Raw genomic sequence first — 26,717 nt, 5'->3', positions numbered from 1 at the left:
GGAACCCTGCGGGCGCATCTGTGGCGTTGATTTGTCTCTTATGCCACATGAAAAAGAACAAATCAAGAACATTTTTCAGAAAAAAACACATCCCCGATGTGATCGCACTCGATCCCCTGTTGCAGATGACGATACAGCTGCCAGGGGGTGATGATCCAGAAGGCCGAAATACCCAAAAAACGTTTGATAAGCTCCACACAGCTCATCGGGCCGAAGCGAACCTTGCGCGCAATCGAGGTCGGATACCGCGCCCAGATGCAGTGATAGCCAAGGCCGCGATAATAGGCCGCCGGATCAAAGATCGGCGAATAGCACCAGCTTTCGCAGCGCACCCGATGGCTTTGCGGATCAAGGCAGATCCACTCCCCGGCCCGGACACCAGACACCAGCAAAAAACAATGGCGAAAGCCCGGTTTCAGGATGCGCAACAATCGCTTTTCCGGCGCATCGGCAAAGACGACAAGCACTGAAACCTCGTGCCCCGAGGCAGATTGATCGGCCCAGTGATCCATCCATGGACCGGCGGAGTCCTGTGCTGTTTCAGCGGTTTGGGCTTGTGTGAGCACGTTGGTTACATCCCGCATGGCGACAGATCCCCACCCAGTTCAACAGCGACATCTTCGTGATGGAAACTTTCGTCTTCCCCGCGTTTGACGATGCCGCGCGTCACCAGAACATTTTCCAGCGCATCAAGGGCCTGTTGCCATAATTCCCCCTTGTCCTTTTCGCGTGGATCGCGGGAATCGGGTTCACGTTCAACCAGCCCGAAATATTCCAGTACCTGCAAATGTCGGTCGCCCAGAATGCCCGCCTTTTTAAGGCGCATCACCGCGTTATAGACATCATCAGGGTCACAGGGTCGGACCACCTCGCCCGCGTCGGCCACCACACGCGCACCCTCGATCCGCGCAGTCTGACAGCGCACGAACCAGAACCACGCCTGCCTCGCACTGGAAAAAGGGGTGATGTTGCGCGCAGAATGCGGTTTGGGAAAAAGTCGTTGTTCGGTCACGTCGCCCTCCTGCTGGATAAAACCTGTTCATTCCACCGGACCTGCAACCAACCCTTCACCGCGTCAAACCTTTGAAAAAGATAAAACTTTCCCGTTCGCGCATCTTGCGATGCACGCTGGTTTGATGAATGGTTTGTGATGTCCCCAAGGGCGGCTTTCCGCCCGCGCATATCGACGGTTCTCGCCGTCTTTTCAGTCGATCCCCGGAAGGCCCGACTTATTTCCAGATGCAATTCCGGTGTTGATATGCAAGCTATAATCCCTTTTTGTTCTCATTGTAAAGGATTAATTTCCTATTCCAAAGATGAGGAACATGCCTTCAATCCGATCAAAGCCCCTGCCAGTTGGTCATCAAGGCCCTGAAATGGAAGGGTAAAGCTGCAATCAAGGTCGATGGAAATGCGGTATACTTTTTGTTTTGCCCAAGGTGATTAGAACGGCCCGGTTTGCAGGACTTTCGGCGCCTGAACCGTGCAGGATTGTTGTGTGATGCCGATTCCAGCCTCAACGAAGGAATTAATTCCTTCTTTCTGATCTTGCCTGCTGCTAGAATGCGGCATGATCAGACATCAACAAATATGGGCCGCCCTCGATCAAATCGCCGAAGATCACGGTTTGACGCCCTCGGGACTGGCGCGCCTGGCACAACTTGATCCGACCACGTTCAACCGGTCCAAACGCACGACCGCGCAGGGCAAGGCGCGCTGGCCGTCGACCGAAAGCATTTCCAAGGTGCTTTCCGTCACCGATGTCAGTTTCCGTGAATTTTCCGAACTGGTGGATGGCAATGGCGCCGGGCGTATCCCCGTGATCGGCTTTGCCCAGGCAGGCAATCGCGGCTTTTTTGATGATGCCGGATATCCTGTTGGTGGATCATGGGAAGACATCACCTTTCCGGCCCTGCACGATCCAACCGCCTATGGGTTGCGCATATCAGGGGAGTCCATGGCGCCAGTATTTCGCGATGGTGACCTGATTATTGTCAGCCCGGCGTCAAACATCCGCCCCAAAGACCGCGTGGTGGTCAAAACCCATGAAGGCGAAGTCATGGCCAAGGAACTGGTCCGGCGCGGCGCGCTTGGTGTGGAATTGAAATCCCTGAATCCCGAATTCGAAGACCGCTTTATTCCGGCAGAGGAAATCGACTGGGTCGCCCGTATTCTGTGGTGCAGCCAATAAACATTCGAATAAGCCTTTGGCCTTTCGCGCACATTCGTTGATTGATCTATTCAAATCCGCCCGGCGACACATTACATTTGGTCTTAGCAAAAGAACCGGCTGATGCCAGAGGGGAAGGGGAACAATCGTTTGAAGCTGCAACGCCATCACATTGTGCGTTCTCTGGTGGTTATCCTTGCCTATTTCGCAACGGGCTATGCCGGACTGCAACTTCCGTTCTTTGGCACAAGTGTCACCCTTGTCTGGCCGCCATCGGGCATCGCAATTGCCGCGATGGTGTTTTGGGGCTGGCGATATTTCCCGGCAGTGTTCATCGGTGCCCTTCTGGTTAATCTGGCGACGTCGCCGTCGGTGCCAGCGGCCCTTATGATTGCGGCGGGCAATACCCTTGCCGCCGTGTTGCCCGCCCTCTTGATCACGCGCCTTGCCGGGAATTATCCACTGGCGCAATTCCGCAGCATGCTGGTTTTCCTTGCGCTGGGCGCGGTATGTAGCCCTGCCATAGCAGCCCTTTTGGGCAGCACCACACTCAGCATGATTGTTATCGGCAACTTTGATCAGTTCGGCGAAATCTGGCAGGGCTGGTTCCTCGGCGATCTCGTTGGTGCGATTGTGGTCGGACCACTGACCTTGCGCCTGATGAACCGGCAGCCGGTATCCCGTTCGCTCCAACACTATGGCGAGCTTGCCTTCATCGTCATAGCAGCCGTCGTTCTGGCCTCCGCCGTTCAGACAACGCCGCTGATCTCAAAGCCCGAATATCTGTTTATCTTTGTCTCCGTACCGCTGGTGATCTGGGGGGCGGTGCGCTATGGGCTGCTGGGCGCGGTTCTGATCAACGCCGTCATCGTTGCCGACATCATCGTCTTTGCCGCCCTTGGCAATAAAACCTTTGTCGGTGTGGGGCTGAATACAGGCCTTCGCAACCTTTATGGCTATGTCATTGCCATTTCGGTCGGCACCCTGTTTTTGGCTGCGGGCATGGAACGGATTGCCGCGATCACAACGCGAACCCTTGACGGGCGGCAATCCGAAGATGTCCATCGGTTGCGCCGAACCCTGTCAATTATCATTGGCGTGATCGGGTTTGGCGTCTCGGGGCTGGCATCCTGGTACACCTATACCCAGCTCGTTGCCGCCGACCGATCATCGACCGACCAGTATCGTCTGGCGTTTGAAGCGTCGCTTCGCGAAGAACTTGGCGGGGCCACCGATGCGCTGGTTGCGGTCAGAACGCTGTTTGATGTGCATGGCAGCATTTCGGCCAATACCTTTGATGCGATGATTGCCCCATGGGTCAACCGTCGGCCCGGTGTTGCCGCCCTTGAATGGGCGCCGCATGTTGAACGCCGGGCGCGCGGCCTGATTGAAGAAAATGCCGAGCTGCGCGGGGTGACCAATTTCGCCATCCGCGCCCTTGTCGATGGCGAACTGCAAACGTCAAGCGAACAGGATACCTATTATCCGGTCTTCTTTGTCTTCCCGCGGTCGGGGAATGAAAAAGTCATCGGCTTTGACATGATGAGCGAACCTTCGCGCCGACGCGCGCTTGAAACCGCCCTTCAGACCAGCAATGTCACCCTGACAGAACCGCTCGAACTTGTTCAGGCGAATTCGGCGGTCGTGACCTCGCTTGCGTTTCTGGCGGTTGAAAATCGTCGGGACCGCACCGGACCACCACTTGGTGTCGCCATCGGGGTGTTGCGCCTGACCGACATGATCAGCCGGGCGGCACGGGTGGCACGAATTCCGCTGGATTTTGAAATCCATCTTGCCGACCTGAAATCCGAATCTGACAAAAAACTTATCTATTCCAACCGGTTAGCCAACTATGCGATAGAGCACATTCGAGAGGAACTGGAAAAGCCGTTCAACCCGAATGTTTCGAACTTCACGTTTGGCTATCGCGACTGGACGATTGTCCTGCATCCGTCAGAGCCCGGCTTTGGCACGCTGCTTTATTGGCAGCCATGGGCGATCTTTGTATTTGGCAGCACAGTCAGCATTCTGCTTTTGATCTATCTGCGGTCGCTGAACCGCACCGAAAAATACATCGTTAATCTGGTCGAGACCCGGACCCGTGAACTTGAAGACGCCCGCGCATCTGCCGAAAACGCCATGAACCAGGCCCAGCAGGCCGATCGGGCCAAATCGGAATTCATCGCCCATATGAGCCATGAATTCCGCTCGCCGATGACATCCATTTTGGGCTATGCCCAGCTTGCCAGTGACAGTCTGGAAAAAGATGCCAATACCGAAACGCTGCGCAGCTACCTGTCGACCATTCGCGGGGCCGGTCGCCACGTTCTGTCGCTGATTGGCGATATTCTTGATATTTCCAAGATCGAGGCCGGCAAACTTGTGCTGGAAGAAAACCCGTTTGACCTTCATCACATCTGCGAAGAAGTTGTTTCGATGATGCTGGTCCCGGCACGCGCGCAGGAAAGCACGCTTGAACTTGATATCGATCCGAAACTGCCGCGCCATGTGATTGGCGACCCTGTACGCCTCAAGCAGGTGCTGACCAACCTTGTTTCCAATGCCATCAAGTTTACCAAACAGGGCAAGGTTCTGGTTGTGGTGCAGGCACTCGACATCAACGAAGATGCTGTTTCATTTCGCATTTCGGTGCGCGATGAGGGGATCGGCATTGCGCAAAACAAACTCGAAGCCATCTTTGATGCCTTCACCCAAGCCGATACCACCACGACGCGTCGTTATGGTGGCACCGGACTCGGCCTGACAATTTGCCAGCGCATGGTTCAGGCCATGGGCGGCCGGGTGCAAGTCGAAAGCCAGGAAGGCAAAGGCAGCCGTTTCTGGTTTGACCTGACCCTGCCACGCAGCAGCGAAACCGACGTTGCCCGGCAGGAAGGACAAACCGCAAACCCGGGCGACGACGGGTCTGAAAAGGCCGAGGCAGCTGATCCGGGCGCATGGAACCTGCTTTTGGTCGAGGACATCGAAATCAACCGTATCCTTGCCCAGAAACTGCTGGAAGCGCAGGGGCATACGATTACCACGGCTGCTGATGGGCAGATCGCGCTTGATATTCTTGCCGGTGCCGATTTCGACGCGGTTCTGATGGATCTTCACATGCCGGTTCTTGATGGCATCGAGGCCACCCGGCGTATCCGCGCCTTTGACGATCCGGTCAAGGCGACCATTCCGGTGCTTGCCCTGACCGCGGACATTTCAAACGACAATCTCGAAAACTTTCACGAAACCGGCTTTGATGCCTATTGCACCAAGCCGCTGGATATCGCGATGATTGACGCTGAACTGGCCCGCCTTATTCACCGCAAATTTGACGCCCGTCTGGCGCGAAATGACACACCCGCAACCTGATGCGCAGACAACCTAACGGGTGATACCGGTCATGGACTTAAGTTCTTCGGCGACATTGGGACCCGCAGTCAGGATCGGTGCGCCATTTTCAAGCGCATCGGGTGCGCCCAGATAATCAGTGGCCCAACCGCCCGCTTCCTGCATCAACAGGATCCCGGCCAGACAGTCCCACGGATTGATGTGCGGTTCGTAATAGCCGATCATCCGCCCGGCCGCGGCATAGGCCATCGAAAGTGCGCCTGATCCGTTCCGCATAAAGATGCCCTTGCGATCCAACAAGTCCTTGATAAAGGGCATAATCGCGTCACTTGTCGTGCGATGGGACATGCCAAGCCCCATTACGCCGTCACCGACGGTTTTGGCGTCACTCGCCTTGATCGGCTCGCCATTGGCAAGCGCCCCCTGACCGCGACGGGCACTGAACAATTCCTTGCCACACGGCTGATAAATCAGGGCGATCTCGATCTTCCCCTTGACGACAAGGGCGATGGAAATGCACCAGCTTGGCATCTGATTGACAAAGCACGCCGTGCCATCAATCGGGTCGATCACCCACAGGCAATCATTATCGCCCTTCTCTATGCCCATTTCCTCGCCCAGAAAGCCATCCTCGGGAAAGGTGTCGGCGATTTGATCACGAATGATCGCCTCGACATTCTTGTCGGCGATACTGACCATATCGAGCGGATTTTCCTTGGCCTCGACCTCAAGATCGCCGGCACTGCCGTCGAAATACTCCATCGCCCGCTTTCCGGCAGTGCGGATGACGTCACGGGCATGTTCGAACCGCGCGTCGAGATCAAGTTTGACGTCATCACCCATCCTGTTTTCCTTTCAAAGCGGAAAGCGTCTCAAAATCAACTATCTATAGAAAAACCTATCGCATAACTGCTTGCAAGGTTTCATGACATTTCAAAGGCACTAATTCGGTGATGTTTTCTTTGACCATTTGCTTGCAAAAATCCTATGCTAGGCAGCGCTAATGAACCGCCCCACAGGCGCATTCCCCACAATCAGGAGCATAAAAAATGGGTCACGCCGCCACCGATAGCACTGTCACCACCTGGACCTGGTATCAGGGCCAATGGCACGAAGGGAACCCAAACATCATGGGGCCGCAAACCCATGGTTTCTGGATGGCCTCGACCGTGTTTGATGGTGCACGCCGCATGAATGGCAAAATGCCGGACCTCTATCCGCATTGTGCGCGTGTGATCCGCTCGGCCGAACTGATGGGCCTGAAACCGACGATCACCACCGAGGAAATCGTCGCACTGGTCAAGGAAGGCGTTCAAAAGTTCGATCCGGAGCTGGCGCTTTACATCAAACCGCTGGTGTTTGGCGGCGAAGGCTTTATCGCGCCCACGCCCGAAAGTGCGCAATTCGTGCTGTGCATTTCTGTCAGTGAAATGCCAGAAGCCATCCAGACCGGCTTTAGTGCCCGCAAATCAAGCTTCCGCCGCCCGTCACCGGAAAGTGCGCCGACCGAGGCCAAGGCATCCTGCCTGTATCCCAATGTCGGTCGTGCGGTGACCGAGGCCACCAGTTCGGGCTTTGACACCGGCGTGATGCTTGATCCGATTGGCAATGTTGCCGAGTTTTCCTATGCCAACCTGTTTTTTGCCAAGGACGGCACGGTCTTTACCCCGGCGATCAATGGCACGTTCCTCAATGGCCTGACCCGTCAGCGCGTGATCAAGCTTCTGCGCGAAGACGGCGTTGATGTGGTTGAAAAGACCTGCAAATACGAAGAGCTCGAAACCGCTGACGAGATCTTTGGCACCGGCAACTATTACAAGGTCGCCCCGTGCGTCAAACTGGATGACCGCAACCTGCAGCCCGGCCCGATCACGCGCCGTGCGCAGGACCTTTACACGGCCTTTGTCGCCGCCAGCGAAGACTGAGCGCAGTCAGCAGTTAGCACATGATCGACAGACAAACGGCCCGGATATCCGGGCCGTTTTTTATTCCGTCTGAACGCTTTCTTACTGCGTCAACGCTCTGGGCGCACTATTGCCCGCCACATAAGGGTATTGCGCAAAGATCGACGCCACCGCCGCCCGCACCGTTTCATTCGGCGCTTCGCGCAGCGAACTGGTCACCCGCGAAACGGCCGTGCCTTCCCAGACCATCTGACGGGTCTGGCGGTCGACAAGATCGATGCTCAGCGTGCCTTCGGTATAGCTATCGACATAACCCGGTTCGACATAGCCCGGCCAGCCAACATACATGCCGCTGCGATAGCCATAATAGCCGCCCATATAGACCGGCGGAGAGGAGCGTGTCTTTTCCTCGGTCTTGAGATGGAAATTGATCAAAAGGTCGGGGTTGTGAATATCAAGCTGATATCCGCGCGACACCATTGCGGTATTGATCGCATCCTCGATCCGCTGACCCGACAGGGTCTGATATTGCGCCTCGGCATTCTTGCCGGCCCCTTCGACAAAGGCGAATGTCTGATACTGTCCGAAATCGGCCGCCGGATCGGCATCGGTATAGATGCGCGGTCCCGTGGCACAGGCTGCCAGGACCGTTGCCATCATCGCGACCAGCACAAGTTTCATCTTCGTCATTGCCCGTGTCCTTTGGTTTGAAATGTTTGCCGGACCAAGTGCGACACGCATCGGGTAAATGCGCCAAACCCCTAATGCATCATCAGAAAATGCGTAAATAATGGCAATCAACTTTTGAGGGAAAAACAACCGGCGTTTAGCCAGGCAGATCTTTGGCCAGTGCGCGCAATTCATTGATCTCATCATCAAGGATGGCCCGATCCCCCATGCTATGGGCCAGAATAATCGCGCCCTGCCAGCGCAGGATGATCTGACGGCCGGTCTTTGCGGCTGCTTTGCGATCAAGCCCGCCTTCTTCAAGCTGACCGGCAACCCAATTGATCAGGGCGTAAAACACCGCCTGCCCGGTTCTGCGCGACGGGGCAAAGTCATCATCACCGGGCATATCCAGCATCAACCTTGCCAACGGACAGCCATGACTGACCCGACGCGGGGTCATGGCATCAAGATAATCAAAGAACTTTGCCAACCGATCCGCGACCGAACGCGACGTCGAGATACTTTCAAGAAGCGGAACAAACTCCCCTTCCATGGTTTCCAGTGCCGCCAGGGCAAGGTCATGTTTCTTGGGAAAGCGGTAAAACACACCACCGGCGGGCAATCCGGCCTCGGTCGCGACTGCCTGAATGGTGGCGGCGTGATAGCCATCGCGCCAGATCACATTCATCGCCGCGCGGGCAAGCTTTTGACGCTTTTGCTCGGAACTCAGCTTGGTGGCCATGGATACCTCAACACATATAAGTCAGTTCACTAACTTATATCTTAAACATTATGTTCCTGTTAACTGCACGAATTAGGTGTCCTTTCGATGCCTTAGTCTGCCTTTAGGCATACCGAGAAATTTGAAAGCATTGCACAGGGCGTGTATCACTGACCCATCGGACACACGCCAAAACGGCACAAGAGCAACAACACACTCCGGAGCCACCGTGAAAAACAATCAATTCTCCCTTGCCGATATCCGAAATGCGGTATCGGCCGGCGTGCTCAGCGAAGAGGCCTTTGCAAGGCTTGAAGGTTATCTTGCCGAACAATCGCAAGAGTCGCCTGAAACAGAAAAATTCACGCTGTTTCGCGGCATGAATGACATCTTCATCGCCCTTGGCATATGCGCACTGACCATCGGCTGGTTCGTTTTGTGGGGCCTGCTTGCCAATGGCCCGGCATTCTGGATCGCGCCACCGCTTGCCATGATCGCCTATGTCGCGCTGGCGGAATATATTGCGGGCAAGCTCAAGGCATCCCTGCCCTCGATCGCGATTATGGCCGCCCTTGGCGCGACATTGATGATCTATGCGGTGGCGATTTACATGTCGCTTGCCGGGCCTGCCGGGCAGTTGTCCGATCTTGATACGGTGATAGATTTCGGGCAGCGGTCGATGAATGTGCTGGTGTTTGTCGCCATCATCGGCTTTGCCTTCCAGCTGGGCTTCTTCCTGCGCTATCGCCTGCCGGTATCCTTTGCACTGATTGCTGCTGGCCTTGTTGGCGTTTTCTGGTCTGCCTTGATGGCGACCTTCGGCCCGGCGGCAGAGCCCTATATCCCCTATCTGATCACGGCGACGGGCATCTTTTTGCTCGTCCTTGCGATCTTTATCGACAGCCGCGATCCCAAGCGGATCAATGGTTGGGCGGAATGTGCGTTCTGGCTTTATGTCTTTGGCGCACCGCTGACCATCCATTCGATTGCCGCAACGTTTGAGGCCGCCGCCCTTGCGATGATCCCGGTGATTATCATTGCCATGGTGCTGTCCCTGATCCTGGATCGCAGATCGCCGATCATCAGTGGCCTGATCTATGTCGGCTATCTGTTGCAATCCGGGTTCGAGGGGGCGGCGATTGATCCGTCCATGACCATCGTTCTCGTCTGCTTCATCGTTGGCGGACTGGTGATGGCGTTTGGTGTGGGTTGGCAACGTGCCCGCCATGTGCTTCTGGCACCATTTGAAGATCATCCGCTGCGGCGTTACCTGCCGCCAAGCTGATTTAAAACTTTGAGGCCAGCACATATTCATGCTGGCCTCATTCGTTCTTATTATCGGTTAAGTCCCGACTTCATTAAAAGCGACAGGTTGCGCGGGTTCTCTCCCACCCGGCGCCAGGCGTAGGCCCACCAGTCCTTGCCAAACGGCGCATAAAGCCGCAGGCGATACCCCGCCGCAAGCAGTTCACGTTGCAACGGCTGATTAACGCCATACAGCATCTCGAACTCGAACTGATCGCGCGCCCAGCCATTGTCATCGGCAAGCGTCGCGATCTTGAGCACCAAGTCACGATGGTGACTGCCAAAGACCGGGAAAAAACCGCTTTGTTTGGCGGTTTCCGATAACATCATGCCGGCCAGTTTCAGATAATTGGCATCAATCTGGTCACGCCTGGGAAAGGATACGCTTGCCGGTGGGGCCATTGCCCCCTTGACCAGCCGCACCATCGCCCCGCGTGCGATCATGGCGTTAATATCAGATTCAGTCCGATGCAAACGGGCCTGAAGGGTTTGGGCAACCGGCACACCAGCCGTCGCCAACCGATGATGCAGTGCCAGCGTATCATCGACCATGTCAAAATCTTCCATATCGATCATCAGCCGGACGGTCTGCGATGGTGCCGCCTTTGCGGAGATATCGCGGATTTGATCGGCAATTTCATCAACATGCTTGGCCAGCACCGCCGCACCCTGCATATAGCCCAGCTGGGATGGATCAATCGAAACATGCACATCAAGCCCTACCTGATGAAGGTTTGGCATCACAGCACACACCTGATCGACGGTTTCACGCACCTGCGCGATATCCGTGACATACTCGCCAAGATAAAAACTGGAAATCCGGATACCGTTTTCTGAAAGCGCCTTGGCCCGCGCAACGTGCGCGGCGCCATCTTTAGCGCTGACAAACTGTGCGGCCAACCCCGTCTTGCGTCCAACCGCCTCGCCCACGGCCCGCAGCGGTTTGGAACACGCGACCGCTATCATCGATTTTTGCCAGAAGCCCATATCATTCAATTCCCTGCTGGTGACGCAAAGGCCCGCCATATCCGATCAAACACCCCCCAGTATTGAACGATATGCGCCTCGAAAACACGTCGTAAAGCCCGGACACCCGAATCCGAACTGGATCGTCACACCGCTCCCGCCAAGCTTGTAACAGGACACAAACAACCATGATCATCAACTTTTAGTTGACGTCATCTTCAAAAGAGTTCGAAAATTCAAGTGGAAGTGGATTGAGCGCGTTTTTGGGGCCTTCAACAAAGGAGGATGAATTGCTTACAGTTTCACGACGTGCAGTACAGGTCGTTATGGGGGCATCGGTTCTGCTGATCGGTGCATGCAGCAATGGCGTTAATGATCAGGTTGTTGGTGGCAGTGCATTATTGGGCGAACCACAAGTTGGGGCGCTTTCGACCACCGCGTCCTATCGAACCGTTATCGCCAAGTTCAAATCTGATGCGGTTGTATGCCCAGAACCACCGCCCGATGTTGCTGTTGCTGTCACCGCTGCCCTGACTGCAAGCCTGAGTGCGGAAAGCAAAAGCCTTGATGCCGAAGGAACGGCCGCATTATCACGTGCCGTCGCAGAAAGCATTACACCGCTTTTACGTAGAACATCCGCCGTACAGTTTTACCGGGATGCCCGGTCTTATAACTGCTTTGCGCACATGAATGGCGCACTGACGGCAGAGCAATATGCCGCAGCAAACACTGCCGTCATGCTGGCGGCAAAAGAGCTGCTTCATGCAGAGATCGCAAAGGGGTTTGACCCCATTGACCCAGAAGCCTTGCAAAACAGTATCGACGAGGCGACCAAGGCCCTCAAAGATATGGAAAAGCCCCAAACCGAAAACTGATAACGCCGTCCAAAAGAAAAGCCCCGCGTCACACAATGCGGGGCTTTTTGATCATCACCAATCTGATATCAGGAAGAAAGGTCTTCACCCGCCAGCGCACGGTCGATCAGGGCAACACTTTCATCAAGGCCATAAAGGGCGATGAAGGAGCCCATACGCGGGCCCTGTTCCTGCCCCAGAAGCACTTCATAAAGCGTCTTGAACCAGTCGCGCAGGTTTTCGTAATTGTGGTTTTTGCCCACGGTGAAAACTTCGGTCTGGATGTCGGACGGATCGGTGCCCGGTGCAATTTTAGCCAGCGTATCGCGCAGATCCTGAAGGGCTGCTTTTTCCGCTTCGGTCGGGGCGCGGTACGACTTGGTCGGTTTGACGAAGTCGCTGTAATAGTTGATCGCATAACCGACCAGCTTATCAAGATACGGCGAGGTTTCCGGGGTTGCACCGGTGGCGTAACGCGAAATGAACTTCCACAGCAGATCGCGATCATCCGTATTGCAGACCGAAACAAGGTTCAGAAGAATGCCGAACGATAACGGAATTTCGCGATCCGGTGCGGTCCCGGCATGAATGTGCCAGGCCGGGTTCTGCAGGATCTTTTCCGGATCGGTTTCGGTTTTAAGCTTTTCGGCAAAGGTCAGGTACTCATCCACGGTTTTCGGGATGACGTCGAAATACAGACGCTTTGCGGTTTTCGGCTTCTGGAACATGAACAGCGACAGGCTGTCTTCCGGCGCATATTTCAGCCAGTCTTCCATCGAAAGACCATTACCCTTGGATTTGGAAATCTTCTGGGCGTTCTCATCAAGGAACAGCTCGTAGTTGAAGCCTTCCGGCGGGGTGCCGCCAAGTGCCTTGACGATCTTGTTGCCAAGCTCGACCGACGGAATAAGGTCTTTACCGGCCATTTCATAATCGACGCCCAGCGCATACCAGCGCATCGCCCAGTCCGGCTTCCATTGCAGTTTGCAATTGCCGCCCGTCACCAGCGTTTCGACCAGATCACCGGTTTCCGGATGTTCGTAAACGATGCTGCCGCTCTCAGGCTTAAGCTCGGTCACCTTGGCCATCAGGACCTTGTTGGTGCCCGGCTCGACCGGCATGAACGGGCTATAGGTCGCACGGCGTTCTTCACCAAGGGTCGGCAACATGATTTTCTGGATCGCGTCATAACGTTCCAGAAGACGCAGAAGGGCCTCGTCAAACATGCCGGAACGATAACATTCGGTCGATGATTTGAATTCATACTCGAACCCGAAACCATCAAGGAATTCACGCAGCTTGGCATTGTTGTGATGGGCAAAGCTTTCATGGGTGCCAAACGGGTCCGGAACGCTGGTCAGGGCCTTGCCAAGATGCTGGGCAACCATATCCTTGTTCGGGATGTTGTCGGGCACCTTGCGAAGCCCGTCCATGTCATCGGAGAAGCAGAACAGTTTGGTCGGGATATCGCACATGGTTTCGAACGCGCGACGGACATAGGTCGTACGCGCAACTTCGCCAAAGGTGCCGATATGCGGCAGACCCGACGGACCATAACCGGTTTCAAAAAGGACATAGCCCTTTTCAGGCGCCTTCTGTTTATACCGCTTGACCAGCTTGCTGGCTTCCTGAAAAGCCCAGACGTTGCTGTTAAGTGCGGCATCTCGAAGATCGGCTGTCATTTTTGAAACCTTGTTTGTCAGTTGGATCGTTAAATTCTCGGGAAATATACGTATCACGCTGATCGCATGTTTGCGCGAAGCTATACCCCACTTCGGGCCAAGATCAAGCACCTGTTGCGCATGGCTGCCAAATAATCGCGGAATTACCGGGCCAATCGCCGATATTTATCTGCAGGCGGTTGCTTGTAAAGCCACCTTAGCGGCTACACCTAAGTGTAGTTGACTTTAGCCACCTGCCGACAAATATCCGACAGACGGGAAGCACGCTTAACTTGCGATGATCTTTCATTGCAAATCCATATGTTTATGCTGCGATACACTATTAGTTTAATTTAATACTATTGATCGTCCGCAAGCGAAGGCAAACCCGATCGACGAAACAAACACGATGATTGGAGTGTGTTGATGTCGTTTGGAGAGACCGGTGAGCACATCACCGAAAACGCCTTTCCGACGAAAAGTCCGGATCAAAGATTTGAACGCGTTGTTGAATACGCGCCAAATGCCATGATCCTGATCAGTGCGGATGGCACCATGGAAATGGTGAACGCCCAGACCGAAATCATTTTCGGCTATGCGCGCGATGAACTGCTGGGCCAGCCGATTGAAATGCTGGTCCCCGAACGTTTCCGTACCGGACACCCGCGTTTGCGCCGATCCTATTCCGAGAAGCCCAATCCCCGCCCGATGGGGGCTGGCCGCGATCTTTATGCCTTGCGCAAGGATGGCAGCGAGTTCCCGGTTGAAATCGGCCTGAACCCGATCTCTGACGGTGAAAAGCATCAGATCCTTGCGGCCATTTCCGACATTTCCGAACGCAAACATCGCGAAGAACAGATCGCACGATCGCTTCGTGAAAAGGAAACCCTGCTTTCCGAAGTCCATCACCGGGTGAAAAACAATCTGCAGATCATTCATAGTTTGCTCGATATGCAGACATCCTCGGTCATTGACATACAGGCACGCGAAGCCCTGATCGACAGCTGCAATCGCGTCCGGTCGATGGCGCAAATTCACCAGTCGCTGTATCAAAGCGAAGACATCGCCAAGGTGAATTTCGCCGATTTCTGCGAAAGCCTTATTTCGTCGCTTCTGGCGACATTCAATGTCGATATCAGCCGGGTACAGGTCAAAAGCAATCTGGCCCATGTCGAACTCACCATCGATCAGGCCGTGCCCTACGGACTGATTGCCAACGAACTGATCACCAATGCGCTGAAACACGGTTTCCCCGACGGTGCAAAAGGTCAGATTACGGTATCGACCCAGATGAATGACCAGGAAGTTGTGACCTTGCGGGTATCTGATAACGGGCGTGGCATGCCCGATGACTTTACCCCGGGCACGAGTGACGGGCTTGGCCTACAACTGATTGAACTGCTGGCCGACCAGATTGGTGGCACGCTTGATATCACGACCAATGGCGAAACCACCTTTGTCATCAACTTCAAAATAGGGAAGTGATCGGGATGCCACATTCAGTCCATGTCATGATTGTCGAGGACGAACGTGTTATCGCCCTTCATTTGCGCAAGCAGCTTGAAAAGCTGGGTTACCAGCGCACCAGCGCACATACGCGCGGCAGTGACGCCCTTGCTGCCATCAATGAAGATCCACCTGACATCATCCTGATGGATATCCGCATCGAAGGCGATATTGACGGCATTGAAACGGCGGCCGGCATCCCGCCGCACCTGATGATCCCGGTCATCTATCTTTCGGCCCACTCAGAAGACGCGACACTGGCGCGTGCGCAAAAAACCCGTCCCTATGGCTATCTGATCAAACCGTTTTCAGACCGTGAACTGCATGCCACGATCCAGATGGCGCTGGAACGCCGCACAGCCGAACTGGCCCTGTCGGAAAGCCAGCACCGCCTGTCGCTTGCCATGACGGCGGCACAGATGAGTTGCTGGGAAATTGATGTCCTGACCCGGCAAATGCACTCCACCGGGCTTGGCAATGCCGATCTTAATCAGAATGCCGAAATCGTCACCGAAAGCTGGGATGCCTTTCTTGAACGGGTCGCAACAGAAGACCGTGACATGGTGCGCAAGGCCTTTGCCTATGCGGTTGCCCATGGCGATTTTTATGACGTTGTCTTTCGCAGTCTGGACAAGGATCAGAACTATCGCTGGCTGCGGGCCCGCGGCAAGTCCTTTGGCGATGATCGCAAAGGGTCACAACGCATCATCGGCATGATGCAGGACATCACCGATCAACGCCTGACGCAGGACAAGCTGCGCGAAGCCATGACGGTGTTTGAAACCACCCAGGACGGCATTCTTATTCTTGATCCGGACCTCAATGTTACCAACGCCAACAACGCCTATTACCGGATCACGGGCGAGACCGAAGAAAACACGCTGCAAAAGCCGCCCTATTTTCTTTCTGCCAACGAACATCCCGCCGAATTCTTTCAGGAACTGTTTTCCGGGCCGGGGGCCCGCCGCCAATGGCATCGCGATCTTGATACCCACAACGCCAGTCGTGGCCCGATATCGCTGTCCCTGCAGGTTATTGCCGTCGAAAACGAAGAGCACGAGCTCACCCACTATGTGATGATTGTCTCTGACCGGACTGCAATCCGGCAGGCCGAACAGGAATTGCATTACCTTGCCCAATATGACGGACTAACCAGCCTGCCCAACCGGCTGCTTGCAACTGACCGCCTGAACCGCGCGATCGAACGTTGCGAACCCAGCGGCATGATGGTCGCCTGCCTGTTTCTTGATATCGATGATTTCAAGACGATCAATGACACACTTGGCCATGCCGCCGGCGATCAGGTCATTCTGATTGCCGCAACCCGGATCAAGGGCATTACCGAACGCACTGACACCATATCGCGTCTGGGCGGCGATGAATTCCTGATCATTCGCGAAAACATCCCCAACGAAACAGCCGCCGCAAATCTGGCGCAAAAGATCATTCAGGAACTGCAACGCCCGTTCTATATCCGTGGCCACGAAATGAATATCGGGGCGAGTTTGGGCATTTCACTCTATCCGGTGCATGGCCGATCGTCGCATGATCTGATCCGGCTTGCCGATACCGCGATGTATGCCGCCAAGGATCGCGGCCGCAGGACCTTTGCCCTCTATGAGCCGGAAATGACGGCCAATGCCGCCCATTACATGACGCGCTCCCTTGAATTGCGCCGCGGGCTTGAAAACGAAGAACTGGTCCTGCATTACCAGCCACAGATTGATGGCAAAACCGGTGACATGGTCGGTGTCGAAGCGTTGCTGCGCTGGAAACACCCGGTCCACGGGCTTGTCGGGCCACATGAAATCATCCCGATTGCCGAGAAAAGCGGGCTTATCCTTGAAATTGGCAGCTGGGTGATCCGCGAAGCGTGCCATCAGGCCCGTCGCTGGCAGGATGAATATGGCCAGAAACTTCGCATGGCCGTCAATGTGTCGGTCCGCCAGATGCAACAGCCCGGTTTCGCCGACAGCATCGCCCATGAACTGGCGATTTCCGGCCTCCCGGCCGAAGATCTTGAAATCGAAGTCACCGAAAGCATGATCCAGGACGAAGTCAGCATGATCCAGACCCTGCACGACCTGCGGGAAGTGGGTGTTTCACTGGCGATTGACGATTTCGGCACCGGCTATTCATGCCTGCGGTCGATCAAAAGCCTGCCGATCAGCCGCATCAAGATCGACCGTGCCTTTGTAAGCGGAGTACCGGGCAACAGTGATGACGTGGCCCTGATCAACGCAATGCTGGCAATGGCTGGTGCGTTGGGCCTGTCGGTCACAGCGGAAGGCGTTGAAACCAAGGCGCAGTATGACTTCCTGCGCGATGTGCCGGGCATCAAGCTGCAAGGATTCCTTTTTGGCAAACCTGTCCCCGCCGAAGAAGTGTTTGCGCCGACAATCGGAAAAACCAAACGATTTTAATAACAAAAACTACATATTCAGACAGCTTCCCTTTCCAAGTATTATACCTTAGAGTAATCGCCTAATATGCCGTGCCTTATTGCACTGCCAAGCCATTGACTTGGCTGGCCTATTACTCAATTGCGATCTTTCAAACGAAAGCATAGGTCGGAAGGATGACTGTATGAACTTTTCGTCCCTGTCCCTTGGCGCGAAGCTGACTCTTGTCAGTGCAGTAACCATCGCGCTCTGCCTGATTGCAGGCATATCTCTTCAAACCGTTCAAACAAGCCAGACCACCGAGGAACTGACCGTCGGCGAAGCACGTGGCGTTGCAAACCATCACGCAGAGCAGGCTGGTAGTGTTCTGAATGGCGGGATGTTGGTCGCAAAAAATCTGGCCGGGGCCTTTCGCGCGATCCGCGAAAAAGGCGGCGTTGATCGCGCGGCATATAACGAAATTCTCAGTCGGACACTGATCGACAATCCGACACTTGCCGGCGCATGGGCGGGCTTTGAAACCGATGCCCTTGATGGCAAGGATGCCGACTACGTAAACGAGGGTGAGCCATTCGGCGATGGCAGCGGCAAATACGTCACTTATTATTATAATTTCGGTGACGGCATTACCCCCTATCACCTGACTGGCCTCGACAATCCCGAGGTCAATGAGTATTACACCACCCCGCGTGACACCAATCAGCCCTATGTTACTGATGCCATCACCTATGACATTCAGGGCCGCGACGTTGTTCTGACATCCTTTGTCTATCCGGTGCAAAACCCGAACGGTGATTTTCTGGGTGTGCTGGGCGTTGATCTTGAACTCAATGCCCTGTCAGAACGCTTTGCCGAATTGACACCGTTTGGCACCGGCACGGTCAATCTTGTCTCCGCCCAAGGAACCTGGGTTGCCCACGAAGATCCGGAAATCCGTGGCACCACCCTTGATGGCAACAACCCGATCCATGCGGCCATCCTCAAAACCATGCAATCGGGCGATCCGATGCGGATTGATGATGACACAACCATGCACATGATTGTCCCGGTCGAGATTGCCGGATACCCCAACAAATGGGGCGTTGTCGTCAATGTGCCGCTGGCGACCGTCTTTGCCCCGGCAGACAATCTGCGCAATATCACCCTGATCGGGGGTGTCATCCTGTTGGCCATTGTCATTGCCGTGGTTCTTTTGTCGACCAGAACACTGGTCGCGCGCCCGATGACGCGGGTGACCAGTGTGATTGATCACCTTCAGAAGGGTGAGTTTGACATTACGGTGCCCTACCTCAAACGCGATGACGAGATCGGGGCAATTGCCAAGGCGCTTGAAGCTTTCAAGGAGGCCTCCGCGCGCATGCAGATGGCCGAACGTGAAAAGCTTCAAGCCGAACAGCGCGCCAGCGACGAACGCAATCGTACACGCTTGCAGATGGCCGACGAGTTTGAAAAATCAGTCGGCTCGATCGTTGTCAATGTGTCTGACAAGGCCGGAAACATGGAACAAGTGTCCCGGCAAATGCGGCGTGCTGCGGATGAAAGCTCCGAACAGGCTGTTGTTGTTGCCGCTGCCGCGGACGAGGCAAGTGCCAACGTTCAGACCGTGGCGTCTGCGACCGAGGAACTGTCTGCCTCCATTCAGGAAATCAGCTCCCAGGTGGCAAAGTCATCTGACATCTCCAACACTGCTGTCGAAGAAGCTTCACGTGCCAACGCCATGGTTACCGGCCTGGCCGAGGCGGCAGACCGCATTGGCGAAGTGGTTAACCTGATCAATGACATTGCCGCCCAGACCAACCTTCTCGCATTGAATGCCACCATCGAGGCAGCCCGTGCTGGCGAGGCTGGCAAAGGCTTTGCCGTGGTCGCACAGGAAGTTAAAAACCTTGCCAACCAGACCGCCAAGGCGACCGAAGACATCGCCCAACAGATTGGCTCCATCCAGTCCGAAACGCAAAATACCGTTGGTGCGATTGAACGGGTGACCGAAACCATTTCCAACATCAACGAAATCGCCACCGCCATTGCATCCGCAGTCGAGGAACAAGGGGCTGCCACCGCCGAAATTTCAAGTAACGTTCAACAGGCGGCGGCGGGCACCAACGAAGTTTCGTCCTCTATCGGGATTGTTCGCAACACGTCCCAGGAAACCGGCGAAGCAGCCTCGAACGTGCAGGCCGGCGCAACCCAACTGGCCGAAGAAGCCCGCAATCTTGACGCACAGGTCAAAAACTTCCTTGATCGACTGCGTAACATCTAGGACGTGAATGCACCTTTCGGCACATGACACATCGGACGGCACCATGATTGGTGTCGTCCTTTTGTTTGATCCAAACTGCGTTCAGTGATTGAATTCGAACATAGTTTCACAATCCCCTTCACAAGCCGGGAATATTGACATGCTGCCGCTGCCCGTAACCATCTTTATCACCGCTGTATTTGTTTTGATGCTGACCGTGCTCAGCCTGATGGTTTCGATCCGGCGCGCCCAGCTTAATGTGCTGAGCGGGGATGGCGATGACAACACCCTGCGCCGGCGCATTCGCGCGCATGGCAATTTCGTTGAAAATGCCCCGCTTTGCATTCTGCTGATCCTTGCCATCGAGGCGATCCTGGCAACATCGACCATCATCTGGGTGGTGGCTGCCATTCTGATCGCAAGCCGGATTTTACATGCCATCGGCACCCTGACCCGATCCAAACGCATCATCGCACCGGCCATGGTCATGCAGCACATCACTCTTGCGATCTGTGGTGTCTGGCTTCTGATCCAGTCCCTTGGCAATCTGAGCGCTGCGGGCATGTGATGGGGTCTGGCGATTTCGCAAGCACGGATGTTGCGGCAAAATTCAATGCCTGCCCGGCGCACGCCCGGCGGGCATTGATGTCGATCCGCGACTGGATCCTTGAACTGGCGGGCGAAATTGACGGGGTTGGCGCGATCACCGAAAGCCTGAAGTGGGGCGAACCGGCCTGGCGGCCCAAATCCGGATCGGGCATCACCATTCGTGCCGACTGGAAAGCCAAAACACCTGATCAGGTCATGATCTTTTTCGATTGCAAGACCGACCTGATAGACCGCACGCGCAGCCTGCTCTCGGCCGATCTGGCGACCGAAGGCAATCGCGCCATTATCCTGCCGCTGGATCGACCCTTGCCTGAACCGGCGATCAAAACCGCGCTTGGCTGGGCGCTGACCTATCACCGGGATCGCAAACAGCAGGTGAACTAACCGCGATCAAACCTTCTGACCGCCGGCCTCCATCTGATCGCGCATGGTCCGCAAATCGCGGTTCAGGCGTTTGGCGGTCTCGATATCAAGTCCGGTGGCGTCAAGAATGCAGGGCGGAACTTCTTCTGCCTTGTTGCGCAGATCTTTTCCGGCCTCGGTCAGGCTGACGCGCACAGATCGCTCGTCCTCAGGGTCGCGCTTGCGGCTGACAAGCCCGTTGGCTTCAAGACGTTTGAGCAACGGTGTCAGCGTACTTGATTCCAGATACAGCTTCGAGCCAATGCTCCGCACAGACTGGTTATCTTCCTGCCACAGGGTCACCATCACCAGATATTGCGGATAGGTCAGCCCCAGATTATCCAGCAGCGGCTTATAGACCCGGTTAAAGGCATGACCGGCTGAATAGATCGAAAAGCACAGAAACTTTTCAAGCTGAAGCAGGTCATCTTTGGATGAGTTGTCCATTGGTCTGGTCCTTTAATATGGGGCAAAGAGACATCGCATTGTGCAGAATTCTGCGACTTCCATACCCACCGGCGATGTCCGTCTTCTCAAAACACCTTGGGCCTGAAATTTTCGAAGCCAAGTAAATTAAATCGCACGCGATTAAATAACAAGCGATTTTATTGCATGACTGGGTTTCTCATTTTTATATCGCGCACGATTTAATTGTGTGCGATACATAACTCAACAAAACGCAACGCCGCCCATCAAACATCACGGACGGCCCACTTAAAGGATCAGACCCATGAGCCCATTCAATTCAAAAGTTGCTGCTGCTGTCTTCTCTGGCGCACTCTTCACTGGCGCACTGGCAATGTCGACCTCCCTGACCAGCACCGCAGCCTTCGCAGAGCCGGTTCTTGAAAACACCACACAGGAATTCATTGATGTCCTTTCCGCATCCGGCGGCCCGGCGATCTACACCCTGACCCCGGCTGAGGCCCGCAACGTTCTGGCTGGCGCACAGTCCGGCGACGTTGCCAAACCGGCCGTTGATATCACTGACACCGTCTTTGGTGTTGGCCCGACGGGTGCCTCCAAGGTCCGCATCATCCGCCCGGCGGGCAATACTGATCGCCTTCCTGTGATTGTTTATTTCCATGGCGCAGGCTGGGTGATGGGCGATACCGGCACCCATGATCGTCTGGTCCGTGAACTCTCTGTTCGTGCCAATGCGGCCCTGGTGTTTGTCGATTACGAACGCTCCCCCGAGGCGCGCTACCCGATCGCGATTGAGCAGGATTACGCAGTGACCAAATATGTGGCTGAACATGCTGAACAGCTCAATATTGATCCGACCCGTCTGGCAATTGCCGGTGACAGTGTCGGGGGCAACATGACCGCTGTGGTCTCGCTTCTGGCCCAGGAACGCAAAGGTCCGGAAATCACCGCACAGGTCTTGTTCTATCCAGTGACGGATGCCGATTTTGACAACGGATCATATACCGAATTTGCCAATGGCCCGTGGTTGACCGAGCCTGCGATGGAATGGTTCTGGAACCAGTACCTGCCCGAAGGCGTTGATCGTACTGACCCGAAAATCACACCGATCCATGCAAGTGCCGATCAGCTTGCCGGTCAGGCCCCGGCACTTGTGATTACTGCGGAAAACGACGTGCTGCGGGATGAAGGCGAAGCATATGCCCGCAAACTGAGCCAGGCTGGCGTTGATGTCACCGTCACGCGTTACAACGGCACGATCCATGACTTTGTCATGCTCAATGCCCTTGCCGATACCCCGGCTGCCAAAGGTGCAATTGCCCAGGCCGGTCAGTATCTCCGCACCGCCCTGCACGGCGAATAACACGACGAATACAGGGGAATTGTCCCCAAACTTTAACACTCTTTCGGGTAGGTGCGGTTGCACCTGCCCGCCCCCGGCGACATATGAAGGATCTTGGTCCGTAACAGCCGGGTAATCACCAACCGAACCAATGTTCAAACAAAGGATGAAAACCATGTCTGTTGATGTCAAATACACCGCACTCGCTTCTGCAACCGGTGGCCGCGATGGCCGCGCTTCGACTGACGATGGATCGCTTGATGTAAAGCTGTCCACGCCAAAGGAACTCGGCGGTGCTGGCGGTGACGGTCATAACCCGGAACAGCTTTTTGCCATGGGCTACTCGGCCTGCTTTATCGGCGCCATGAAGGCTGCCAGCGGCCAGACCAAGATCAAGGTGCCAAATGACGTCGGGGTTTCGGCTGAAGTCGGTATCGGTCCGCGCGAAGCAGGCGGCTTTGGCATCGCCGTCGAACTCACGGTATCGCTGCCGGGTCTCGACAAGGCCGATGCAGAGAAGCTTGTTGAAACGGCGCACACCATTTGCCCCTATTCCAACGCAATTCGCGGCAATGTCGATGTCACCACGACCATCGCCTAATTTTCGTCTCCCCCCTGCTGGTCAGCTCCCCCCAAACTGCTGACCAGCAATTCCAGGCCCGGTGTCCCCCGCACCGGGCCTTTTTCTGTTCTCTGCCTGCTTGTGAAACAAAGATTTGTCCTGCACTGTGGTTGGTGATGATCTAGGCTCAGGACCTATTAATTTGATTTGAATGGCAGAGGTTATATTTGTGAAATCCAAGGAAAAGCCCGCAGGTCGGGCTGGCATCCCGGCCAAGGGATTTGACGCGAGAGTTTGCAAATATAACCTCTGTCCTTCGGATTAACCGGATTTGCACGGGCTACTTTGTCGTAAAACCTTGAAAGATGTATATCTTCCCGCGGTTTTACTTCGCGTATCCGCACAAATCCGGTTAACCATTCGAACCAAATTAATAGGTCCTGAGCCTAGCCAAAAGCCAAACAATCAAAATGACAGGAAACCGAAATGTCCAAGCAGCTTACCGTTGTTGCCACCGCACGCGCCAAACCCGGCATGGAAGAAGAACTTGGCAAACGGCTTTTGGCATTGGTGGAACCATCGCGGGCCGAGGAAGGCTGCATCAGCTATGACATGCACCAGTCCAATGACGATCCCGCCCTCTGGTTGGCGTATGAGAACTGGCGCTCGGAAGAAGACCTCGCCCGGCATTTCGAGATGCCCTACCTACAGGCCTTTGGCGAGAGTAAGGATGAAGTGCTTGCACAGCCGCTCGATGTCCGTAAATTCAGCCTCAAATCATAACGCCTGACTTGATCTGACTGGCTTTCAAACGTGCTTTTCGCCCTTTTCCTTTCCGCCCTGACTTCGGCAACGATCCTGCCCGGCACGTCCGAGGCGGCGTTGGCAGCCCTCATTGCGTCCGGCGATCATGCCATATGGTTGTTGGTGCTGGTTGCCACGGTGGGGAATGTTCTGGGGTCGCTGATCAACTGGTGGCTTGGCCTTTATGCCGAGCATTTCAAGCACAAGCGCTGGTTCCCCGTCTCCGCCGAGGCACTGGATCGTGCATCGCGCTGGTTCGGCAAATACGGGCTGTGGTCATTACTGCTTTCATGGCTTCCGATTATTGGTGATCCGCTCACGCTGTTTGCCGGGGTCATGCGGGTGCGCCTTCTGCCCTTCATCATTCTGGTGACAATTGGCAAGGCGGCGCGCTATGCCATGATTGCCGGTGGGGCAACTGGTTTGTCGAACATGTTTTCCGGTTGAAGCACGAAATAATTCTTCGAAATATCGAAAAATAAAACCGCTCCCCTTCAGAAAATCCACCTTTGATTTAAATATTTAAAAATAAATCAATTGTAATATTACATCATCAATGTTTTCCTTTGATCCAACAGAGCCGCGAAAAATACTTTTCACGGCCTGATTAAAAGGAATTTTATTTATGGCTATCGAAATCCCTGCATGGACAAAGCCCGGAATTTGGGGCGGCATTATCGGCGCCGCACTGATCACCATTGTCGGTTTTAGCACCGGCTCGGTGGTGTCTGGAGGCACTGCGCAGGAAATGGCCGATGCAAGCGGCAAGGAAGCAACGATCTCGGCAATGGCACCGGTATGTGTCGCCCAGTTCAAAATGCTTTCGCCCAACAATCAGACGGCGGAACTTACGGCCCTTAAGGCTGAAAGCTCTTACAAGCGCGACGATTTCGTGATTGCAAAAGGCTGGGCAACCATGCCGGGCAGTGACGAACCCAACAACGAGATCGCTCAGCGCTGTGCATCGCTTCTGATGGATCTGACGGCAAGCTGATCTGACACCGGTTCCGGCACACCAACCGGGACACGGATATCGACAGCACGCAACGCAACCGGCTCCACATCCGGTTGCGTTTTTTTTATGCCCAAAGCCGCAATCACCTTCGCGCAGGTCAATTTTGTTCAATAAACGCGCCGCCAGACAGCGCATGTTGATCAACAACAAAAAACACACCGTGCGAGGAACACCAAGATGTCCGGCTTTAGCGCAACACTCAGCCTGTATCTTTCCATGGCCGCCTTTGCCTTGGCGGCCTCCATCACACCGGGACCGGTCAATATTCTGGTGCTGAGTTCTGGGGTGCAATATGGCTTTCGCCCGTCCCTTCGCCTTGTCTTTGGCGCGACCGCGGGATTTTGCCTTTTGCTGCTTTTGATCGGGCTTGGCCTGCATGAAATGCTTGAAGCCTTCCCGCAACTGACCACTGTCATTCAGTGGGCCGGGGTGGCGTTCTTGCTGTTCATGGCCTGGAAACTGGCAACGTCAAACGGCGAACTTGGCAAGGGCGATGCCGCATCCGGTCCCAAAGCCATCACCGGGGCCGTCATGCAATGGCTCAACCCAAAGGCCTGGCTGGCATCCATCGCCGGGATGGGCGCCTATGCCGCCTCCGGCGCGCCAACCCTGATCTGGGAATTCACCGCCATCTACTTTGTTGTCTGTTTTGCCTCGGTCGCGTGCTGGGCCTATGCCGGCGCGTTCCTGTCGCGTTTTCTGGGCGAACCATCCCGCATCCGCGCATTCAACCGGGCGATGGCGGTGTTGCTGATCGCCAGTGCCGCTTATCTGGTTTTGGGTTAAGTGCGCCGAACCACTTTCGGATCTGGCGGCACGAGATCCCCGCCTTCACGGGGATGACGTACCTTAATTGTCGTCATGCCCGCGACGGCGGGCATCCACAGCTCTCAACCTACGCCGCCTGCGCCCGGGCATATTGCCGTGGCGTTGCCGCCATCAGACGTTTGAAAATCCGCTGGAAATGCGCCTGATCGGCAAAGCCGGTTTCAAGCGCGACATCAACGATCTTTTCCCCACGCCTAAGCGCATGGCGCGCGCGCTGCACCCGGCAATTGATCAGATAAGCATAAGGCGTCATGCCAAAAGTCTTTTTAAACGCCCGCACCAGATAGGACCGGGAATAGCCAACCAGTACCGCCAGATCATCCAGACTGATATTTTCGGCATAATGGGCCCGGATATACTCGCCCACCCGGGCCATCTTGCGATCATGGACCGCACCGTTGGTGCGCAATTCGCAGCCTCCCAGCACACCGCGCCGGTCAAGCTGCACATGCAGATCACCAAAGAACGACACCAGTGCCGTTTCCTTGCCAAGAATATCGACATCCGGATTGGCCAGCATATCGGCAAGATCAATCAAGCCGTCATACAGATGCGGATCGTGGCTGAGCGTGTCGGAAAACATCGCGAACTTTCCGGCCGCATCGGCATCCATTTCAATCTGCAAATCCAGAAGCCAGTCCGGGTCGACAAACAGCATGTCATAGACCCAGTCCGCCCCCTTGACCGGGTTGCAACCATGAACGTCCTCAGGATTGAGGATCACCACTGACCCGGCCTGCGTTTCATGGATTTTTCCGCGGTTCCAATAGGTGCTGTGACCGCCCTTCACCGTGCCGATGGAAAAGGTATCGTGGCTGTGACGTTCGTAACAAACAGCATGCCCGTCCGCCACGCGCCGCAATTCGACAAACGGCATCGCGTCATCGCGCCAGAAATGCTGATTGCGGGTATTGGGGACTGCCATTGTGGTCCGTCTTCTTGTGTTTGGGTGTTTGCTTTATAAATTCGAAGATAGGTCAATTT

General features: G+C 55.1%; 25 protein-coding genes. 16 read left to right on the top strand and 9 right to left on the bottom strand.

Annotation, left to right across the window (positions count from 1 at the left end; genetic code table 11):
• Positions 1–62 precede the first annotated feature (62 nt).
• Positions 63–584, bottom strand: a complete 522-nt coding sequence (locus tag AUQ41_RS08445) for a hypothetical protein (RefSeq protein WP_083952810.1) — start codon at positions 582–584, stop codon at positions 63–65.
• Positions 572–1,012, bottom strand: coding sequence for a hypothetical protein (locus tag AUQ41_RS08440; RefSeq protein WP_063087787.1), 441 nt, complete (start codon positions 1,010–1,012; stop codon positions 572–574). Before AUQ41_RS08440 ends, AUQ41_RS08445 begins: the two co-directional genes overlap by 13 nt.
• Before the next feature lie 558 nt (positions 1,013–1,570).
• Between AUQ41_RS08440 and AUQ41_RS08435 the strand changes: the two genes are divergently transcribed.
• Both AUQ41_RS08435 and AUQ41_RS08430 read left to right on the top strand, forming a co-directional pair.
• The gene (locus AUQ41_RS08435) at positions 1,571–2,191 is read left to right on the top strand and encodes a helix-turn-helix transcriptional regulator (RefSeq protein WP_063087785.1); all 621 of its coding nucleotides are present in this window, start codon (positions 1,571–1,573) and stop codon (positions 2,189–2,191) included.
• A 102-nt stretch (positions 2,192–2,293) separates the two neighbouring features.
• A complete protein-coding gene (locus AUQ41_RS08430; protein ID WP_063087783.1) occupies positions 2,294–5,539 on the top strand; it encodes a CHASE domain-containing protein in 3,246 nt (1,081 codons plus the stop codon).
• Positions 5,540–5,551: 12 nt separating this feature from the next.
• Here the strand turns inward: AUQ41_RS08430 and AUQ41_RS08425 are convergent, their stop codons facing one another.
• Positions 5,552–6,361, bottom strand: coding sequence for an inositol monophosphatase (locus AUQ41_RS08425; RefSeq protein WP_063087781.1), 810 nt, complete (start codon positions 6,359–6,361; stop codon positions 5,552–5,554).
• 206 nt (positions 6,362–6,567) lie between these two features.
• Here AUQ41_RS08425 and AUQ41_RS08420 point away from each other — a divergent pair, with 206 nt between their 5' ends.
• Positions 6,568–7,443 (top strand): branched-chain amino acid aminotransferase, encoded by an 876-nt coding sequence (locus AUQ41_RS08420; RefSeq protein WP_063087779.1) that lies wholly within the window; start codon positions 6,568–6,570, stop codon positions 7,441–7,443.
• An 81-nt stretch (positions 7,444–7,524) separates the two neighbouring features.
• On the opposite strand, the gene AUQ41_RS08415 is transcribed toward AUQ41_RS08420, so the two are convergent.
• Both AUQ41_RS08415 and AUQ41_RS08410 read right to left on the bottom strand, forming a co-directional pair.
• Positions 7,525–8,112, bottom strand: a complete 588-nt coding sequence (locus AUQ41_RS08415) for a DUF4136 domain-containing protein (protein WP_232308338.1) — start codon at positions 8,110–8,112, stop codon at positions 7,525–7,527.
• A gap of 136 nt (positions 8,113–8,248) precedes the next feature.
• The gene (locus tag AUQ41_RS08410) at positions 8,249–8,833 is read right to left on the bottom strand and encodes a TetR/AcrR family transcriptional regulator (RefSeq protein WP_063087775.1); all 585 of its coding nucleotides are present in this window, start codon (positions 8,831–8,833) and stop codon (positions 8,249–8,251) included.
• Positions 8,834–9,041: 208 nt separating this feature from the next.
• On the opposite strand from AUQ41_RS08410, the gene AUQ41_RS08405 reads away from it, so the two are divergent.
• Positions 9,042–10,097 carry a hypothetical protein gene (locus AUQ41_RS08405; protein ID WP_063087773.1) on the top strand — a complete coding sequence of 352 codons (1,056 nt, stop codon included), beginning with the start codon at positions 9,042–9,044 and terminating at the stop codon, positions 10,095–10,097.
• A gap of 50 nt (positions 10,098–10,147) precedes the next feature.
• Here the strand turns inward: AUQ41_RS08405 and AUQ41_RS08400 are convergent, their stop codons facing one another.
• On the bottom strand, positions 10,148–11,083 hold the full coding sequence (locus tag AUQ41_RS08400) for a proline dehydrogenase family protein (RefSeq protein ID WP_232308337.1): 936 nt from the start codon (positions 11,081–11,083) through the stop codon (positions 10,148–10,150).
• Between the two features lie 290 nt (positions 11,084–11,373).
• Here AUQ41_RS08400 and AUQ41_RS08395 point away from each other — a divergent pair, with 290 nt between their 5' ends.
• Positions 11,374–11,958 (top strand): hypothetical protein, encoded by a 585-nt coding sequence (locus AUQ41_RS08395; RefSeq protein WP_143588732.1) that lies wholly within the window; start codon positions 11,374–11,376, stop codon positions 11,956–11,958.
• Between the two features lie 68 nt (positions 11,959–12,026).
• Here AUQ41_RS08395 and AUQ41_RS08390 read toward each other — a convergent pair whose 3' ends face one another.
• A complete protein-coding gene (locus tag AUQ41_RS08390; RefSeq protein WP_063087767.1) occupies positions 12,027–13,619 on the bottom strand; it encodes a lysine--tRNA ligase in 1,593 nt (530 codons plus the stop codon).
• Positions 13,620–14,024: 405 nt separating this feature from the next.
• Here AUQ41_RS08390 and AUQ41_RS08385 point away from each other — a divergent pair, with 405 nt between their 5' ends.
• The 5 genes from AUQ41_RS08385 to AUQ41_RS08365 all read left to right on the top strand — a co-directional run bounded on the left by AUQ41_RS08385 (position 14,025) and on the right by AUQ41_RS08365 (position 20,738).
• Positions 14,025–15,083 carry a sensor histidine kinase gene (locus AUQ41_RS08385; RefSeq protein ID WP_063087765.1) on the top strand — a complete coding sequence of 353 codons (1,059 nt, stop codon included), beginning with the start codon at positions 14,025–14,027 and terminating at the stop codon, positions 15,081–15,083.
• Positions 15,084–15,088: 5 nt separating this feature from the next.
• Positions 15,089–17,527: an EAL domain-containing protein gene (locus tag AUQ41_RS08380; RefSeq protein ID WP_063088036.1), complete on the top strand. Its 2,439-nt coding sequence runs from the start codon at positions 15,089–15,091 to the stop codon at positions 17,525–17,527.
• A gap of 163 nt (positions 17,528–17,690) precedes the next feature.
• Positions 17,691–19,766 carry a methyl-accepting chemotaxis protein gene (locus tag AUQ41_RS08375; RefSeq protein ID WP_063087763.1) on the top strand — a complete coding sequence of 692 codons (2,076 nt, stop codon included), beginning with the start codon at positions 17,691–17,693 and terminating at the stop codon, positions 19,764–19,766.
• A 139-nt stretch (positions 19,767–19,905) separates the two neighbouring features.
• A complete protein-coding gene (locus AUQ41_RS08370) occupies positions 19,906–20,313 on the top strand; it encodes an MAPEG family protein (RefSeq protein WP_063087761.1) in 408 nt (135 codons plus the stop codon).
• Positions 20,313–20,738 carry a DUF1801 domain-containing protein gene (locus AUQ41_RS08365; RefSeq protein WP_063087755.1) on the top strand — a complete coding sequence of 142 codons (426 nt, stop codon included), beginning with the start codon at positions 20,313–20,315 and terminating at the stop codon, positions 20,736–20,738. The genes AUQ41_RS08370 and AUQ41_RS08365 overlap by 1 nt, the downstream gene beginning before the upstream one ends.
• Positions 20,739–20,744: 6 nt before the next feature.
• On the opposite strand, the gene AUQ41_RS08360 is transcribed toward AUQ41_RS08365, so the two are convergent.
• A complete protein-coding gene (locus AUQ41_RS08360; protein ID WP_063087753.1) occupies positions 20,745–21,203 on the bottom strand; it encodes a MarR family winged helix-turn-helix transcriptional regulator in 459 nt (152 codons plus the stop codon).
• A gap of 283 nt (positions 21,204–21,486) precedes the next feature.
• Here AUQ41_RS08360 and AUQ41_RS08355 point away from each other — a divergent pair, with 283 nt between their 5' ends.
• From AUQ41_RS08355 to AUQ41_RS08330, 6 genes are all read left to right on the top strand, one after another.
• Positions 21,487–22,545: an alpha/beta hydrolase gene (locus tag AUQ41_RS08355; RefSeq protein ID WP_063087751.1), complete on the top strand. Its 1,059-nt coding sequence runs from the start codon at positions 21,487–21,489 to the stop codon at positions 22,543–22,545.
• Positions 22,546–22,699: 154 nt separating this feature from the next.
• Positions 22,700–23,125 (top strand): organic hydroperoxide resistance protein, encoded by a 426-nt coding sequence (locus AUQ41_RS08350; RefSeq protein ID WP_008890243.1) that lies wholly within the window; start codon positions 22,700–22,702, stop codon positions 23,123–23,125.
• Positions 23,126–23,572: 447 nt separating this feature from the next.
• On the top strand, positions 23,573–23,869 hold the full coding sequence (locus AUQ41_RS08345) for a putative quinol monooxygenase (protein WP_063087749.1): 297 nt from the start codon (positions 23,573–23,575) through the stop codon (positions 23,867–23,869).
• Positions 23,870–23,899: 30 nt separating this feature from the next.
• Positions 23,900–24,337 carry a YqaA family protein gene (locus AUQ41_RS08340; RefSeq protein WP_063087747.1) on the top strand — a complete coding sequence of 146 codons (438 nt, stop codon included), beginning with the start codon at positions 23,900–23,902 and terminating at the stop codon, positions 24,335–24,337.
• A 178-nt stretch (positions 24,338–24,515) separates the two neighbouring features.
• A complete protein-coding gene (locus tag AUQ41_RS08335) occupies positions 24,516–24,884 on the top strand; it encodes a hypothetical protein (RefSeq protein WP_063087745.1) in 369 nt (122 codons plus the stop codon).
• A 198-nt stretch (positions 24,885–25,082) separates the two neighbouring features.
• Positions 25,083–25,691 carry a LysE family translocator gene (locus AUQ41_RS08330; protein WP_063087743.1) on the top strand — a complete coding sequence of 203 codons (609 nt, stop codon included), beginning with the start codon at positions 25,083–25,085 and terminating at the stop codon, positions 25,689–25,691.
• A gap of 109 nt (positions 25,692–25,800) precedes the next feature.
• Here AUQ41_RS08330 and AUQ41_RS08325 read toward each other — a convergent pair whose 3' ends face one another.
• A complete protein-coding gene (locus tag AUQ41_RS08325; protein ID WP_063087741.1) occupies positions 25,801–26,658 on the bottom strand; it encodes an AraC family transcriptional regulator in 858 nt (285 codons plus the stop codon).
• Positions 26,659–26,717 lie beyond the last annotated feature (59 nt).

The sequence above is a fragment of the Thalassospira sp. MCCC 1A02898 genome (assembly GCF_001618185.1).
GTDB classification, from domain to species: domain Bacteria; phylum Pseudomonadota; class Alphaproteobacteria; order Rhodospirillales; family Thalassospiraceae; genus Thalassospira; species Thalassospira tepidiphila.
Note: the sequence above shows the minus strand (reverse complement) of the source record. Positions and strands in the feature narration are given on the sequence as shown.